Origin of the sequence: Dyadobacter arcticus, assembly GCF_011762185.1 — a bacterium.
GTDB classification, from domain to species: Bacteria; Bacteroidota; Bacteroidia; order Cytophagales; family Spirosomataceae; genus Dyadobacter; species Dyadobacter arcticus.
This window is the reverse complement of sequence record NZ_JAASQJ010000001.1, coordinates 1,298,928-1,316,131: the sequence shown is the minus strand read 5'-3', so window position 1 is coordinate 1,316,131 and position 17,204 is coordinate 1,298,928. Positions and strand designations below refer to the sequence as shown.

The 17,204-nt window shown below is 44.9% G+C and carries 8 protein-coding genes; 2 read left to right on the top strand and 6 right to left on the bottom strand.

Annotated elements, in window-relative coordinates:
* Positions 1-8: 8 nt before the first annotated feature.
* Positions 9-1,139, top strand: a complete 1,131-nt coding sequence (gene corA, locus FHS68_RS05495; RefSeq protein WP_208408170.1) for a magnesium/cobalt transporter CorA — start codon at positions 9-11, stop codon at positions 1,137-1,139.
* Positions 1,130-3,586 (top strand): bifunctional UDP-N-acetylmuramoyl-tripeptide:D-alanyl-D-alanine ligase/alanine racemase, encoded by a 2,457-nt coding sequence (locus FHS68_RS05490; protein ID WP_167267928.1) that lies wholly within the window; start codon positions 1,130-1,132, stop codon positions 3,584-3,586. Before corA ends, FHS68_RS05490 begins: the two co-directional genes overlap by 10 nt.
* On the opposite strand, the gene ppk1 is transcribed toward FHS68_RS05490, so the two are convergent.
* The 6 genes from ppk1 to FHS68_RS05460 all read right to left on the bottom strand — a co-directional run bounded on the left by ppk1 (position 3,587) and on the right by FHS68_RS05460 (position 17,023).
* On the bottom strand, positions 3,587-5,899 hold the full coding sequence (gene ppk1, locus FHS68_RS05485) for a polyphosphate kinase 1 (protein WP_167267926.1): 2,313 nt from the start codon (positions 5,897-5,899) through the stop codon (positions 3,587-3,589).
* Positions 5,900-6,111: 212 nt separating this feature from the next.
* Positions 6,112-8,067 (bottom strand): DNA topoisomerase (ATP-hydrolyzing) subunit B, encoded by a 1,956-nt coding sequence (gene gyrB, locus FHS68_RS05480; RefSeq protein WP_167267924.1) that lies wholly within the window; start codon positions 8,065-8,067, stop codon positions 6,112-6,114.
* 235 nt (positions 8,068-8,302) lie between these two features.
* Positions 8,303-9,955, bottom strand: a complete 1,653-nt coding sequence (locus FHS68_RS05475) for a hypothetical protein (RefSeq protein WP_167267921.1) — start codon at positions 9,953-9,955, stop codon at positions 8,303-8,305.
* Positions 9,956-10,124: 169 nt separating this feature from the next.
* Positions 10,125-12,686, bottom strand: coding sequence for a T9SS type A sorting domain-containing protein (locus FHS68_RS05470; RefSeq protein WP_167267919.1), 2,562 nt, complete (start codon positions 12,684-12,686; stop codon positions 10,125-10,127).
* Positions 12,687-12,928: 242 nt separating this feature from the next.
* Positions 12,929-16,105 carry a PVC-type heme-binding CxxCH protein gene (locus tag FHS68_RS05465; RefSeq protein WP_167267917.1) on the bottom strand — a complete coding sequence of 1,059 codons (3,177 nt, stop codon included), beginning with the start codon at positions 16,103-16,105 and terminating at the stop codon, positions 12,929-12,931.
* Positions 16,106-16,150: 45 nt separating this feature from the next.
* The gene (locus FHS68_RS05460) at positions 16,151-17,023 is read right to left on the bottom strand and encodes a ThuA domain-containing protein (RefSeq protein ID WP_167267915.1); all 873 of its coding nucleotides are present in this window, start codon (positions 17,021-17,023) and stop codon (positions 16,151-16,153) included.
* Between the last annotated feature and the right edge of the window lie 181 nt (positions 17,024-17,204).

The following is a 17,204-nucleotide window of genomic DNA, read 5'->3' as shown; positions in this document are numbered from 1 at the left end:
ATATTCAGTTGAATAGTACAGAAACTAACGCTAACCCGGAACGGGATGATTTGAAGCCGGTTCTCAAAAAAACGAAGCGTTATAAAAGGCGCAATTTACTGACCTCCCCAGGCACATTAACCTACATTGGGCCTGATATTCAGTTGAAAACCAAGATCCGTCGTATCCAATATAATGATAAAATTTTCCGTGATGAGCCTGCACATTCGTTAAGCGACTGCGCTCCTGCCGAAAATGACCAATCGATTATAACCTGGCTGGATGTGGATGGGATCCACGAGACTTCAACCATCGAAAAGCTGGGAAACTTATACGACCTGCACCCCCTTTTGCTGGAAGACGTTGTAAATACCGAGCACAAGCCCAAGCTGGAAGTTTATGACGACGGCTATCTGTTTCTCACGTTGAAAATGCTTCACGTCGAATCAGAATCACCCATTTGCATTACCTCCGAGCATGTGAGTTTTGTGGTAGGTAAAAATTATTTATTGTCTTTTCAGGAAGAGTTGAGCAGCGATATTTTCGCTCCCGTTTTAAACAGACTGGAGGCTTCGGTCGGCAAAACCCGCAGGAATGGTCCCGATTATCTCTTATTCGCCCTTTTAGATATAGTTGTAGATAATTATTTCATTGTCCTCGAAAAATTGGGTGACAGCCTGGACATGACGGAAGATCAGGTGATCAGCGGCTCGGAAGAATTATCATTGAAGGAGTTATATGCATTAAAACGCGAGCTGACGATGGCCCGCAGGCAGATTTGGCCGGTTCGGGATATGCTCAACCAGCTGATCAGAGAAGATAACATTCAAATCCAAAAAGATGTAATCCCTTATTATCGGGATCTCTACGATCATGTCATGCAGGTTTTGGATACCATCGATTCATACCGAGAACTCGTCGCCAGCCTTGCCGACGTACATTTATCGACCATCAGCAACCGAATGAATTCTGTCATGAAAACGCTTACAATCTTCTCTGCCGTTTTCATGCCACTGACATTTATCGTCGGTATTTATGGGATGAACTTCGACTATATGCCTGAACTCAAATGGCATTATGGCTACTTTTACGTCTTGGGCCTGATGGTCGTTGTTACCATTGGGATGATTTTTTATTTTAAGTCAAAAAAATGGATGTAGGTTTCAATCCGCAAGCCGCTTACCTTCTCACCGACAGCCGTCAGATCTCTTTTCCTGAACAAAGCATATTCTTCGCCATCAAAGGCGACAGGCACGACGGTCACTTATTTCTTCATGATTTATATCAATCCGGCGTTCGGGAATTTGTTGTAGAAGAAGCCTCCTGGTCCGATTCATTGCGGCAGGGAACAGCCGGTTGGAGTGATGCAAAAATCTGGGTTGTGCCATCCAGCATTAAGGCTTTGCAAGAACTGGTTTCTGAACGAAGGAAGCAATTCAACATTCCGGTTGTGGGCATTGCGGGCAGTAATGGTAAGACGATTGTAAAAGAATGGCTGGTTCAACTGATGGCGCCCGGGCAACGCATTGTGGCAAGTCCAAAAAGCTATAACTCTCAGATTGGCGTCCCTCTTTCCGTTTGGAATCTGAATAAGGAACATACATTGGCCATTTTTGAAGCTGGCATATCTCAGGCACATGAAATGGAGTATCTGCAGCCTGTTATGCAGCCAACAATTGGCATTTTCACCAACATTGGTCCTGCACATGATAACGGCTTCAGGAGCCGCAAGCAAAAGATAACTGAAAAGCTACGTCTCTTTACAAAGGTTAAAAAACTGATCTACCGAAAGGATTACAAAGACATTGATGAGGAAATCGACCTGATCCTGCGGCCGGTAAATCCGTTTTTACAAACCATCAGTTGGGGAAGCTCCAATTCGGGCGCAGATATCCGGGTTACCTATCAATCCAAAAAAGATAACACCGTCATTTCCCTGATCGGTAAATCCGGAGCGTTCAATTTCGAAACCGGATTCCGCGATCAGGCGTCGCTTGAAAACCTGACGCATTGCATTGTTTTCATGCTCGATTTTGGAATTGCCTCGAAGGTTATTCAAGACAGGATTTTGCTATTGAAACCTGTTTCCATGCGGCTGGAATTGAAGGAAGGCATTAATCATTGCTATATCATTGACGACGCGTACAATAATGACCTGAACGGGCTTTCGATGGCGCTTAACTTTTTGTCCCAGCAGGAACAGCGGCAGAAAAAAACCATCATTCTTTCCGACGTTCTCCAATCCGGCCAAACGCCAAACGAGCTTTACGGAATGGTCTCCAAACTTTTGAAAGAAAAAGCGCTCAACCGGCTGATTGGCGTCGGCCCCCAGATAAGCAGTCAGGCTAACCTCTTTGACATTTCGGAGCAGGAATTTTTCTTGGATACCGAGTCGTTCCTAAAAGAATTCCCCTTCAATACATTGTCCGACTGCGTTATCCTGGTGAAAGGTGCCCGACCGTTTTCATTTGAAAAAATCGTTCATCGGATTCAGCAAAAAGCACATGGTACTGTGTTGGAAATTAACCTGGATGCATTGGTACACAACCTGAACTATTACCGCTCTAAGATTGGCCGAAAAACCAAAATCATGGTGATGGTGAAGGCTTTTGCTTACGGAAGCGGAAGTGCGGAGGTGGCCGCATTGCTGCAATACCATCGGGTCGATTACCTGGGTGTGGCCTATGCGGACGAAGGTGTAGCGCTGAGGCAAAGTGGTATCACATTGCCTGTTATGGTTATGAATGCAACTTTGCCAGCATTCGATTTGCTTTGGGAATATAAGCTGGAACCCGAATTATACAGCCGGCGCATGCTTTCAGACTGGCTTTCATACATTCTCAAAAAAAATGATGCCGCTAATGCACCATCAGTGCATTTAAAACTGGATACGGGCATGCATCGGCTGGGGTTTGAGGAAGATGATTATGATTGGCTGATCAGCCAGTTACAACAAAATCCGGCTTTGCGGGTATCCAGTATTTTCTCCCATCTGGTTGGCGCCGACGAAGGTATTCACAACGAATTTTCGAAAAATCAGTACCAGCAGTTTGTAAAGGGTGCAGGATTGCTGGAAAAGGCATTGGGATACAGCACCTTAAAGCACATTCTCAATTCGGCTGGAATCGTTCGCTTTCCTGATTACAGGCTTGATATGGTACGGCTTGGGATCGGACTTTATGGCGTGGAAGCAACCGGGCAGGAGCAATATGCATTGCAATCGGTGGGTAGCCTCAAAACCATTGTTTCGCAAATTAAGTACTTGTCCTCGGGCGAAACGGTTGGTTACAGCAGAAGCGGCCAAATAACCCACGACTCCGCCATTGCAACACTCGCTATTGGTTATGCCGACGGCTACGATCGCGGTTTGGGAAACGGAATTGGTAAAATTTTGGTAAATGGTACCCTTTGTCCGACAATTGGAAATGTTTGCATGGACATGACGATGGTGGATGTCACGGGCGCAAAGGTTGAAGAAGGGGATGAAGTGATCATTTTTGGAAAAGAACTTCCCATTACCGAACTGGCAAAAAGCATTCACACCATCCCCTACGAAATTCTAACGGGTATTGGGGACCGCGTCAAAAGGATTTTTTATAAAGAATAATCAGGAAATTCCGTTTTCGGACTGGATTTCCGCTTCCAATTGCTCGGATTCAGCTGGAACGGGCGCTTCTTTTGGCTTATCTTCTTCCTGAAAAAGGTGGGTTGCCATGACTTCATCAAGCGTCACATTGTAAAATGCTTCATGGACATTTAAACGGGCTACTCCTTCGGGTATCTCACACTTTATGTAATTGCCGTCTTCCTGCAATTCATACGCATTGAAATTGTCCTTTAAACTATAATAAAGTATGTGAATGGCCTCCTGGCGTACACGCTTGTCCACCAGCTTGAAAAGGGACTCAATCCGTCTGTCAAAGCTACGCACCATCGCGTCAGCGCTACCGCCATATACAACGGGATTCCCATTTTGATGAAAATAGAAGATCCTGGAATGCTCCAAAAAGTCACCGACAAGGGACCTTACCGTGATATTTTCACTCAAACCCGGTCGCTTCGGGCGCAGGCAGCACATGCCGCGAACGATCAACCGTATAGGCACACCGGCTTCGGAAGCTTTGTACAATTCGAAAATGGTATCCCTGTCTTCCAATGAATTGATCTTGATACAAATCCCGCTTCTCAATCCCGCTTTGGCGTTTTCTGACTCCTGCTGGATCATCTCAATCAATTTCGCGCGCATATAGCGTGGCGCTGTAATCAGGTTTTGATATTCGGAAGGGATTGAATGCCCGGTAATTACATTGAAAAACTCGGAGATATCGTGGGTATATTCTTCATTGGATGTCAACAGGCCAGTATCTGTGTACAATCGCGATGTGTCTTCATTGTAATTTCCGCTCGATAAATGCGCGTATCGCAATACCCTGTTTCCCTCATTTCTTACAATCAGCAGCAGCTTGGTATGTGTTTTCAGCAAGCCAATTCCGTAAATCACAAAACAGCCTGCTTTTTGCAGGCGCTGTGCCTCTCTGATGTTATTTTCTTCATCAAAACGCGCTTTTACCTCAAACAAAACCGCGACGTGTTTCCCGTTTTCGGCCGCATGCAATAAGGCTTCTGTCACACGTGAATTTTTCGCAAGACGATAAATGGTCAGTTTGATAGACAATACCTTCGGATCTTCAGCCGCTTGTTCTAGAAGCTGCAAAACTGGCTCGAAGTTGTTGTAGGGATGGTGCAAAAGGATATCTCTTTCGCGCATTAATTCAAAGATATCGGGGATACGTTCCCTGTCCATGCCCAATGGAGGTACGGGTGGGTGAATAGTCGGGATCTGGTCTTTGAATTCAGGATGCTTTACGATACCCCAAAGGGCGGTATAATCAATCAGCCCATCAATCGGAAAAACATTGTAATCGTCTATTTCCCAACGCTTTTTTATGAGGTTCATCAAATCTGGATTGGTATCCGGCTCAATGTAAACCTGCACCACACGGCCTAAGCGCCTGTTTTTTATCTTTTGCTTGATTTCATCGATGAAATCAACGTCGATATCATCACTTTCTTCCAGCGTAAAGTCCCCGTTCCGGATGATCCTGAACAAGTTTGTCGAAACGATATCTACATTTCGGTAGAGCTTATTGATGTAAGCACGGACAATGCTCTCTATCGGCAGGAAAAGCAGCTCATCTTCCCTTTCTATCACATAAAACCTTGGCAGGTTAAGTGGCAATTGTACAAAAGACAATTTCCGGTCTTCTTCTGAGGTAGTACCCTTGACCTGCGTAATCACTCCCAATACCAGCGTTTTGGCCAGCAGCACCGGAAATGCATGCGTGTAATCAAAAAGCATTGGAGTAAGCATTGGATAAACCGTCCGCTCAAAATATTCTTCGACCGCCGCTTTTTCGTCGGCTTCGACAGCTTCTAATCCTACGATCCTGAAACCATGGCTACCGAACAATGGAAGTAACTGGTTCTTGTAACATTCGTTTTGGCGACGGACGGAATCGTGCAATTCGCGCATCAGTACTTTGCGGAAAGGGATTTCACGCAAACCGGAATAATCCAGCCGCTCTTTCCCAAAATCGAGATAATTATAAAGGCTCCCTACGCGAATGGAGAAAAATTCGTCCAGATTAGAGGAGTAAATGGCAAGGAATTTCAGCCTGTCGAAAAGATTTCTCTCTGGATTGGTCGCCTGATCCAGCACCCGCTCATTGAATTTGAGCCAGCTCAGGTCCCGGCTGATCAGGTCGCTCTGCTGGGCCTGCGTGATCGCCTTTTCCGTAGAGCTTACGGCCTTATTGTCCTCAGCGGGGACGGGTTGATTAGAGCTTTTGAAAAAGGCTAAGAGATTGGTCAGCTTCCCTTTTTTCTCATTGCTATATGTGTTATCAGACGAGCCAGACATAACTTAAATTCAATTAATGTGCCTTTATAAACCCTATTAAAATTCAACGAATCTAAACAATCTTATGTTTTCAGTTCCGTGAAGTTTCTGTTAAATTTTCACTTCAAAAACAGGAACGGATGACTGCCATTGACAACCATCCGTTTCTAAAATCTTATTGGAGTGCGGCTCCCGGAGTGCGACTCCCGGAACGCGACTCCCGGAACTAATGGCTAGACGTCAACACGTGCATACTTTGCATTTTTTTCGATAAACTCACGCCGGGGAGCAACTTCATCACCCATCAGCATGGAGAAAAGGTGATCTGCCTCTGCCGCAGAATCGATAGAAACTTGTTTCAGGCTTCGCTTGTCCGGATTCATGGTCGTTTCCCATAACTGTTCCGCATTCATCTCACCTAAACCTTTATAACGCTGCACGTTCACGGACTCTTCGCGTCCTGCGGCGATCTCGCGGATTGCTTCTTCGCGTTGCAATTCTGTCCAGCAATATCTCTCTTCTTTTCCTTTTTTTACCAGATACAATGGCGGTTGTGCAATGTAGATATAACCGTGATCGATCAGGATCTTCATGTAACGGAAAAAGAATGTGAGGATCAATGTCCGGATATGGCTGCCATCAATATCCGCATCGGTCATAATCACGATTTTGTGATACCTCAGTTTGTCAATGTTCAAAGCTCTTTCATCGCCGTCTTTTCCGATCTGGACGCCCATTGCAGTGAACATGTTCTTAATCTCTTCATTTTCATAAATGCGGTACTCCTGCGCTTTCTCCACATTCAGGATTTTACCACGTAATGGCAAAATTGCCTGATATGCGCGGTTGCGGCCCTGTTTTGCGGTACCACCCGCCGAATCACCCTCGACAAGATATAATTCGCAAATGTGAGGATCGGTTTCGGAGCAGTCAGACAACTTTCCGGGAAGGCCGGTACCTGTCAATATATTTTTACGCTGCACCATTTCACGGGCTTTTTTCGCCGCAATGCGTGCTTTTGCTGCCAGGATCACTTTATCGATAATGACCCGCGCCTCTTTGGGATGCTCGGCCAAATAAGTATCCAGCATCTCGGAAACAACCTGGCTTACAACACCGGTAACTTCGGAGTTACCCAGCTTGGTTTTTGTCTGACCTTCAAACTGTGGTTCCTGTACTTTAATGGAAATAACGGCGGTAAGTCCCTCGCGAAAATCGTCCCCGCTGATCTCTATTTTTTCTTTTGCAAGAACACCTGACTTTTCCGCGTAATTTTTCAATGTCCTGGTCAACGCCGCCCGGAAGCCGGAAACGTGTGTTCCTCCTTCGACGGTATTGATATTGTTGACGTAGGAAAACACATTTTCACTGTACGAGGTGTTGTACATCATCGCGACCTCAACAGGAACGGTTCCCTTGTTGGTTTCCATGTGAATTGGCTCAGGGATAAGCGCCTGGCGGGTTGCATCCAGATAGGTTACGAATTCATTCAGACCAATTTCTGAATAGAACTCCTCGCCACGAAATTTCCCATCTTCATCCTCTTCGCGCTTGTCTTCCAGCGTAATGCGGATGCGCTTGTTCAAATAGGACAATTCTCTGAGACGGGTAGCAACCGTTTCGTATTTAAATTCAGTTACTGTGAAAATGGTTGCATCGGGCAGGAAATGGATAAAGGTCCCGGTTTTTTCGGATTCTCCGATTACCCTTGCGGAGTACAGCGGCTTACCTTCGCTAAACTCCTGCTCAAATATTTTTCCTTCGCGGTGGATCTCGGCGCGGAGGTGTATGGAAAGCGCATTCACGCAGGAAACACCCACGCCATGCAAACCTCCTGAAACTTTATAAGTGTCTTTATCGAATTTACCACCGGCATGAAGTACGGTCAGAACGACTTCCAGGGCAGATCTTCCCTCCTTTTTGTGCATTCCGGTCGGAATCCCGCGGCCATTGTCCTGAACAGTAATCGAATTATTTTTTTCAATTGTTACATTGATGGTGTCGCAATAACCGGCCATTGCCTCATCAATGGAATTGTCAACCACTTCCCAAATTAAATGGTGAACACCTTTAAAACCCGTGTCACCAATGTACATCGCCGGACGTTTCCGTACAGCTTCTAAACCTTCAAGAACTTGGATATTTTCGGCTGAATAACTATTTACTTCAATTACTGTTTCGTTTGACATATAGTTTGTTTTTCACTTAGATAAAAAGAACCATTTTCAGGCCTTTTAGGAGGGTAAAGTTACGATTTTTTTGTCGTTCAACCTAGTGTTGCGGCGAAGGAAATACGGCATAAACCAGGTATTCCCGAGCAATCAGCGCAGGAGTTAAATCAATGAATCAAATAGGAAAATTTTAATATTGTTGACGGTAAATTACCTGGGGCAGATATCAGTAAGCTTATTCGAAAGCCAATACTTATGAGCCTGGATTCTCGATGGTAATTACCTTCTGGGTCCAGGTAAAAACATTATTTTTCAGCATTCCGACCCGATATTTTCCCGGAGCCATATTTTCTGTGAGAAACTCCAGTTTGAAGCCTTTTTTAAACCATTCGCCCGTGCTCAACAATTGCGCCACGCTATTGCGGCTGTATTTGCAAGGCAGCCAGTAACCTTTGCTGATGTCACCGGATTTTAAATAAATGAAAACATTGCCTTCGGGGATCTGATCATTGGATAGGGTCCCGTAATTCTTTAAGTAAGAACTGCTGGCGTCGCTTTCTTCCTTTTTTACAGATACATAAGTCAGCCCAATGTTCTCGGTACGAGAAGAATCTTTCATTAAAGCAGAGAAACGGTCTGAGGATACGCAGATGCCATCGTTCACTGCCTTTTTATATGTTGCGTTTATATTCTGGTTAAAAGGCGCGCTATAATTGAGGAAATTCTGATGATTAACCCAGTTCGCGTCATCCGCCAGCAGCCAATTCCTTCGGTAAATTAATTCCTCGGTATAGCTGAAATAGCTTAACAAATTGAAACCTAATGCAACCACAATACCTGTAATACCTAATGCTTTCCTGAATTTCTGAGCACAAAGAGAGACCATTACGATGTACACCAGGCAAATGATAAATGGGGAATAATGCTGGTAGCGCGGTGCAATGATTGTTTCTATTCCACCCCAGCTTCGCGAGATGCTTACCAGCGCTGCGGTGATGCCTAAAAAGATGATGATGCCTGCCAGCATTTTGTCAAACCAGGGTAAGGGGAGCCTGCTTTTCTGCGCCTGAAAAAAGCGGATTAGAATGTAGATAGCCAGGGTAAGAAAACAGATTGCGCCAATCAGAACAGCCATCATGGAGTTGGCGAAGTAAACCTTGCTGATCGAGCCGAAAAAAGCAAAAAATGATGCTATCAGCCTTCCCGGATCCGACAGGCTTCTGCCGAAATCCGCATTCTGTCCTTTATTAAAATTCATGAAATACAATACCCCTATTGCAATCCACACCAGGCCCCAAATGCCTGCCCTTCTCCACTGCCGATCATTCAACAGGAACAAGATCCCAATCAAAAAGCTGAATATGCCATTTCCATGTGTAAATGTGGCGATAACGCAAACGATCAATGCCGGTGCATAGCGGCCTTTGGCACATAAGTAACTCAGTAACACGTACCAGAACACGATTACCGACTGCTGAAGAATGCTTATTGACCAGGTGACATTGTCGTAATACTGAGGTTGCAGAAATATCAATGGGACCGGAATGAAAAGCCATAAAGCCAGATTATGACTGCGGAAACCTTTCCAGAGAAACCAAAGGACCGAACACCACATTGCATTTCCCAGCAGGATGAGGAATGGCCAGCTAATGTGCCCGGCAATCAAATAAACGGCATAGGTTATTAGCCTCGGAACAACAATCCTGTGCTCATTGTGCTGCTGTGTGAACAACTGGAACTTACCAGGTAAATCGGACTCATCCTGGACCCAAAGCACTGTTTTGAGCAAATGAAAATCATCGGAAAAAAAGATGGGCACCGAATAGTGCCAACTGTAAGCGAGGTAGAAGCAAATGGGCAATAAAATGAAGAGAACGGAAAGTTGAAGCTTAAACTTGGGGGACATACTGATGCTGATTTCAACAACAATAAACTACTAATTCATAATAATATTCTAATTCAAAAAGAAATTTGTTGTTTAAAGGAATAATAGAAAAAAATGCGGCAGGTAAAAAATAGTATAGTGGCTGCCGCATACTTAATCTATGTTATGAAGGGTATTGTAGGAGCGGCGATTAATTCATCACCGCTACTTTATGCCTGACTTGTTTCAATCCTGACCCGGTGGTAAGAATATATAATCCTGCCGGAAGTTTTGTTTCAGGCTTTACGAGCAGCCCACTCTGACCTATTTGCTCAGTATCTGTTGGTATGAGTTTGCCTGTGACGTCAAAAAGTGAAATCTCCGGCAAAGTACCAGTAAAATTCAATCTAATCATACCTGACACGACCGGATTCGGAAATAAAATAATCTTTTCCATGCCCTCAAATCCCAATGAAACAATTCTGGAATAGGCAAAGGTGCCGTCCTGATCGATCATTTTTAATCTATAAAGATTATCTCCGGAAACGGGGGTTTCGTCTGTAAAGGAATAGCTCGTCAAAACCTTGCTTTCCCTGGATGAGCTAACATTCCCTATTTCTGACCACTGCTTTCCCTCATGGCTGCGCTGAATTTCGAAATGGTCGCTATTGGTCTCATCCGAAGTCTGCCAGGTCAATGCGGTGCTGTTTTCTACTTTCCTGGCGTTGAAATTGACCAATGTCACAGGCAGCGCAGTAGCATTGGCAGCGGTGACGAAAAATGATGAAAATCCGTTGACAGCAAATGTAATTTTCCACAAACCCAATACCGAATCCCATTGGATATTGCTGTCGTCAGGATCAATGGTTGCGTCAGCAGCTCCGGATAGCGGAGTTCCATGCCATTGCCAGATTCTGATATTGTCCTTGGCATTGTCGGAATCCCCGGCATTTTTCGGAAGCTTCACGGAGCTTACCGTATTGAAGGCGGTAAACTCATCCTGGCTGACATAAACGGTCAGCGTGGCCTGGGAAGGGTTTGTTCCGCCCGGAACAAATTCAAAGTGGCGTTGGACATACGGCTGGCTATTGTAACTGGCTACCGTTGGATCAATGTCCACGGAAGCAGTAAATGGGGTAGTTCCATTTGTGAGATCAGCACCCTTAACGGTACCGATGACGCGGCAGTCCGGAGCAGTCAGGTGATAAAATTGATTGTTAGGTATGATCGCACTCGCCTGATCATTATTGTTTGAAGGTTTAAGATTTTTGTAAAAACAGCCCGGCGTTGTGATATCGTCTGTGAGATAAATATTCACTGGATTGTTAGCCGCATTGAAAGCACCGCGCCAGTTTTTGTATGCGTCACAATCGTTGGAATAACTATCCCGGTTGGTCAGACATCCGTTTGCATTGATCATACTCGACAATGTAAAATGATCTGTGTTAGACGCCGAGGGCTTGCTCACTTGCTTATCTTTAACCCAGTTGTCGGTTAAGTTTTTCAAAGCAGTCACAGCAGTTGGTGAATTCAGCGCGTTGTCAAGATGGAACACGGTTACCACATTTGCCCCGTGTCTGAAACTTTCCTCGGCCAGGTTTACTACATTCCCAACTCCTCCTTCATAATACGCGGCTTCATTGACATATAATTTTCCTGGCAAGTTGGTCCGGATCAAGTCCAGAGCAAAACGGTGGTCGTAGTCAATATCATCATTAATCTTTATTCCGTCCAGATCCGCCCCTATTTCATTGAATGGTAACGTACCCCTAATTTTGGAAAGTTTGTCATAAACAGAACCATGGTGGGTAATGACTTTGATATTGGGATCAACACCTTTTACCGCGTTCTTGAAAAGTTGGTTAGCCTCTTTGAGGATATGGGTCCGAAATAGAAACCAGTCTGATCCATCTGCACCCGTAAATGTAGAACCGGAAGGTATTTTTGGATTTACATTGTTAAATGAAGAATAATTGGAACCCCATTTGGAATTTAAATAAGCTATTGTTCCATATTTCCCTGTCAGCCATTGTCTGAAAGCCGAAATCATAGGAACTGAATAGTCTGTTAAAGCATCAGACATATCCAGTTGCTGATCGAAATGGAATTTGGTAGAGCCAATTTCAAACTCACCTTCCCCCGACCTGCTGAAAATCAGGTTGACATATAATAGGTTGTTACCATCCTGAAGGTATTTGTAACGTTGCATGACTTTGGTTGTAAAATCTGTAATGCGGTTACGGGTTGATTGTGCTGCAAGAGATGTCATCACAAACTGAAGATTTAAACCCGGCCTGATCGGTCCGCCCTGCTTTTGAAATACGGCTCCATCCCCGGCGTGGTTGATCACAATCATCCTGTCTTGCTTTAACCAGCCATCACCTGTGTCAATACCATACCGGTCTGAACTGCTGTTGGTTGCATCATCGCCCGAACTTACTGCGATATTAAGCCCTATCTTCATTCCCAGGGAAAGGGCCAGACTGATCTGGTCGTCATACTGTTTCCAGACATTATAAGATTCTCCCTGCTCCTGTTTAAGAATTCTGGAGATCTTCCCTTCAATTGCGCCCCATTGGACAGTCAGGGCGACTGCATTACAACCCACATCCTTGGCTCCCTGTATGGTCTCCAATGCCGGATTGTCATTCTCATTCACCATCGAAATGGCAAAATAACGTTGCTGGGCTGAAAGATTGGTTAAACAAAGAACAAATAAACTGGTCAAACACACGCGCAGATCATTCCACTTAGCCGGTAATTTTTGTTTCATAAAATAAATTTGTGACAACCTAGATCGGTTATCAGCAGTGAGTGATAAAAAAATTCTACAAATGCATGCCTATGATAGAAATATATTCTATAAATATGGCTAAACTAATGCGAAGTTATGTAGTATTTTTTCATTATTTGTAACTTATCGTAACATTTTTTTAAAATAAGAAAGGCTTTATGCGAAACCAGGAATGGTTCAACATAAAGCCTCAGATGCTTTTTAACGGTTTATACCGCAACTTACATTTGTTCCAGCGGGTGCTCTTTTAATAGTTGCTCGGGAGAATAAAAATCTTTCTTGGTTTCCGTAGATGCCCTAACCTGCTTCACCTTCTCCGGAGAAATCGCAGGACCCTTATTGCCAAATGAATTTCTGACATACGTAAGAACAGCCGCTACTTCTTCATCCTTCAATAAGCCGCCAAATGGGGTCATTGGAACCTGCCCCGGATATTTTTGTCCACCGACTTCAATCGGACCAAGCAGCCCTTTAAGCGTGAGCTTAATCAGTCTTTCATCACTTCCTAATATCCATTGATTGGCAACAATAGGCGGAAATCCGGCTGCAGCTAAGCCTTTCCCGTCCGGTTGATGGCAGGTAGAACAATATCCTTCCTTCGCGTAGATTTCTTTGCCTGTGTTAAATAGTGCCAGTTCAGTCCCTTTCAAAGTTGTTTTCGCTACCTCCACTTTCACCTTTTTCACGTTCTCTCCTTTCAGGTGCGCCTCCGAAGCATCGAATGCATAAATCATCCAGTCGTCAAGCGGCATCTTTTTTGCTTCTGCCAAAATGGGCAGTCCTTTTTCCTTGCCAATCCAGGAAGCCGCTACGATCGCGACCAATCTTACCCTGCTGTTTTCGTCTTTCACCGCCTGCATCAGCAAATCAGCCTGATCAGACACCTGATGGCCGGTATAACGAACCACTTCCACCGCAGCTGCCCGCACGTGATAATCTTTTGCATTCAATGTTTGTCTAAGGAGCTTTTGATCTACTTTATTCAGCCCCCAGCTTACCCAGAGTCCTTCCAAAACGTGATGCTCATACCTTGGATCTTTTTTATCCAAACCGGCTGCCCAAGCGGTTAGCTTTGGCAAAACCTGTGCGGCGTCTTTGCCTCTAAGCTCACGTCTGGTACGGTAGCGGGTGCGGTACTCCGGCAATTTCAGGTTATCAAGAAGTTCTTCAATTCTTGCCCCAGCGACTTTGGCCGCTGTTACCAATGGCCTGGATGGGTAAGTAATGCGGTAAACCCGGCCGTGCGAGTGGTCACGCAAAGGATCACGTGCATTGTGCTGCATATGGCCGATCAGGATATTGTGCCAGTCGATTACATAAAGAGACCCGTCCGGTGCGAATTCCATATCTACGGGACGGAAATTCCTGTCTTCGCTTACAACCAGGTCCTGACGATGATGACTTTTATAGCCGGTGCCATCGTCGGTCAGCGTGTGTTCTTTGGTACCCAGGAATCCAATGGTGTTATTAATCAGGAAATCACCTTGCAATTCATCCGGAAAATGGCGGCTTGAAACGAATTCCAGCCCGGAAGTGGGTCTTACCCGATGTTTTTCTTCGATCAACTGTACCGATTTGTGGGTAGCTTCCCCATATCTTGGCAAAACTGACCCAGGAAGCATCCAGCGAACATCCGGACTGGAAGTTTCAGCAAAAAATGGCTGTCCCCAATCATCGAAAGCGATTCCCCAGGGATTAGGGATTGACAATTGCGCGGTACGTTCCAGTTTCCTGCGCTGTGGAGTATATCTGTAAAAGCCTCCGTTTGTTGCGCGGACAGGCCCGTATGAAGTTTCCACATTGGTATGTAAAAACACGCCTTCTCCTGAATAAATCGCGCCCGAAGGATCCACGGTAAATGCATGACTGTTATGGTGCGTGTCATGATCGTCAAATCCGCTTAACAAAATTTCACTTTTATCAGCCTTATCGTCACCATTGGTATCTGTAAAAATTTTCAGATTGGTACCCTGCGAAACATACACACCTTCTGGCGCGATCTCAAATCCAAGTGGTAAGTGCAGCTTATCTACGAAAACAGTTTGTTTGTCCGCCTTACCATCGTTGTTGGTATCTTCCAGAATAATAATTTTATCATTGGGCTTTGTATCTCCCGGCTTGTAATGCGGATAGCTAGGCATGGTAGCGATCCATAACCTGCCTTTATTGTCAAATGACATTTGCATTGGTTTTGCGAGATCCGGAAATTCCTCTTCGGACGCAAAAAGTTCGATTTTATAACCTTCCGGCACTTTGAGCTTTTTGAGCGCATCCTGTCCGTACAGATATTCAAGGCTCCCGTTTTTATCAGGATTGTAATTGGTCTTGACCTCAGGAAGTGGTTTCGTACTCTTATCAGCAACAGCCACGTCCATTTTCTCTCCCTTGGAAGCTGCGAGCCATACCGCTTTGTCTCGGATGTCCGTCATTTCGCGGATTTTTTCGATCTCAGCCGGGTAATTATCCTGGCCAAAAGGGTTGTAGCGACGGCCATAAACGTGTACGCCGTTCGGGATTTTAAAATCGTTGTGCCACATCCAGTTTTTTTCTGCGACGGCATCATGCACCAGCTTGCGGTTGGCTTCAGCTTTTAATGAAGATTTACCAAAAACCTGATCAGCGAGTAAAACGCCCAACTTTTTGTAACCCTCTTCATTCAGTTGTGAACCATCAATCGTTAGCGCCTCTTTGGTGTCAGCATACCATTTTTGAGATGGGGTAAAAGCGTCCACAAAAAGCACTCCTTTATTTTGATCCACCACCTCTCTCATTGCCTTCGAATACAGGGAAAGGTTTTCGTTTTCCTTCCTACCGTTCGGAAGGTCATATTGCGCCGACAAGTCTTCAAAAGCAATGGGAGAAACGATTGCAAGCTGAGGGGCTGTGCTGCCGTTGTATTTCTGACTTAAAGTATATTTGATGAATGCGTCCAATTCGGCTTTGTAATTGGCAAGTCCTTCTTTGCCTTGAAACGATTCGTTATATCCAAAGAATGCAATGATCACATCGGTTTTCAGCCGGGTAAGCCATTGATCAGGGGTTTCAAAATGTCCTTCGCTTTGTGAAGGGTTAGCCAGTTCTGTCTGAAATTTTTCGGCGCCGGGAAACGCCCAGGGGGAATTCCTGCTCGCATGCGGACGGAATCCGGGCGTATCCCCGCCATCGCACATATTGCGGATATATAGATTGTTCTCGGGATAGCGAACATGAAGTTCCGTTTCAAAATTGTCGTAGTTCATCATCCTCGAACCCAGGTTGTTGCCTAGCAAAACAATGTGGGAACCTTTAGTGATCGCAATAGATGCGGTTTGATTGAACTTGAAAGCACTGAACGCGATGATGGCAAGTCCAAATGCAACAAGCGATATGTGGACGCTGATTTTCCTGGGTTTAGACATTTTGATGTTATTCTTAAAGTTTGGATTTAGGAAAAATTTGGGGTCTTATTTTGCTTCACGGTACGGAACCTGAATGTCCATTTTGCCCGTCCAGTTTTTAGGCACTTTCATGCCCAGCTCCCAGTGAATGGCATTGATCACCAATCGCTGAAAAGGTTCAAGCCTGAAATCCTCGGGATGGCCCAATGTGGTCATGAATATTTTTCCGCCAAATGAGTTAGTTCCGGTCCAGGCGACAGGATTTTCTATTGCCTCCTTATCCGGATTCACCGATTTACCCATTAAAAGCCATGTTGATTCCTTCACCGGATAATCAGGCAAAACGCGGTAGAGCCAGGACCGGGCATGAAATGGCCCTGTGACACCAGTAAGGATTGGATTTTTAGCCTGTTCAGGAATTATAGTTACATCTGTGCTGCTATTGTGTCCGTAATGCGTGTGCTTGGCCGCACCGCCCCAGCCGGGAGGAGAATTTAAAGCGAATTCCCCAAATGCATTCCACTTTTCACTTGCGTCTCCTTTGGGGAAATTAAAAGCATGGGTTGTTGTCCTGAAACCCATTACCGGCTTTCCTTTTTTAAGATATTCATCTATTAGAGCAAGCTGATCTGCGGGAAGTTGTCGCCAGCGCAGGTAAAAAACGGCCAGATCAGCATCTTTCAGCGCTTCGAGGCCGGGAATGTTTTTTTCGCTATTGTGGTCGGGAGAAGCTTTCAGAAAAATGGTTTTCATACCATAATTCTTTTCAATCTCGGCGGCTATGATCGGCAATGTCTCTTCTCCGCTATACTCGTGGTCGCCGGTAACAAACACTACAAGTGGTTTTTTGTCCTTTGCTGACTGTGCGACCGCCAGCTGGGAAAATTGATAGGGAATGAGGACGAAAAGAACGGATAAAAAAAGATGCCCTATCTTCATAAGGAAGGATTTAAGATTGTAAGTGGATTAGGAATATAATGCAAAACTCCTGGCAAACTACTGCAAACACCCGGGTTGTCATTGATAATAATATGTCATCCCAATGCAGCTTCAAAAACAAGACTGTTTTGTCCTACTTTTCCCTTACTTTCTTATAAACATTTCGAACGACCGTATCCTC

Excerpts from the sequence above, each read along its gene's own strand:
- FHS68_RS05465 (WP_167267917.1), bottom strand. The coding sequence starts at position 16,105 with ATGTCTAAACCCAGGAAAATCAGCGTCCACATATCGCTTGTTGCATTT.
- ppk1 (WP_167267926.1), bottom strand. The coding sequence starts at position 5,899 with ATGTCTGGCTCGTCTGATAACACATATAGCAATGAGAAAAAAGGGAAG.
- FHS68_RS05470 (WP_167267919.1), bottom strand. The coding sequence starts at position 12,686 with ATGAAACAAAAATTACCGGCTAAGTGGAATGATCTGCGCGTGTGTTTG.
- gyrB (WP_167267924.1), bottom strand. The coding sequence starts at position 8,067 with ATGTCAAACGAAACAGTAATTGAAGTAAATAGTTATTCAGCCGAAAAT.
- FHS68_RS05475 (WP_167267921.1), bottom strand. The coding sequence starts at position 9,955 with ATGTCCCCCAAGTTTAAGCTTCAACTTTCCGTTCTCTTCATTTTATTG.
- FHS68_RS05460 (WP_167267915.1), bottom strand. The coding sequence starts at position 17,023 with ATGAAGATAGGGCATCTTTTTTTATCCGTTCTTTTCGTCCTCATTCCC.
- FHS68_RS05490 (WP_167267928.1), top strand. The coding sequence starts at position 1,130 with ATGGATGTAGGTTTCAATCCGCAAGCCGCTTACCTTCTCACCGACAGC.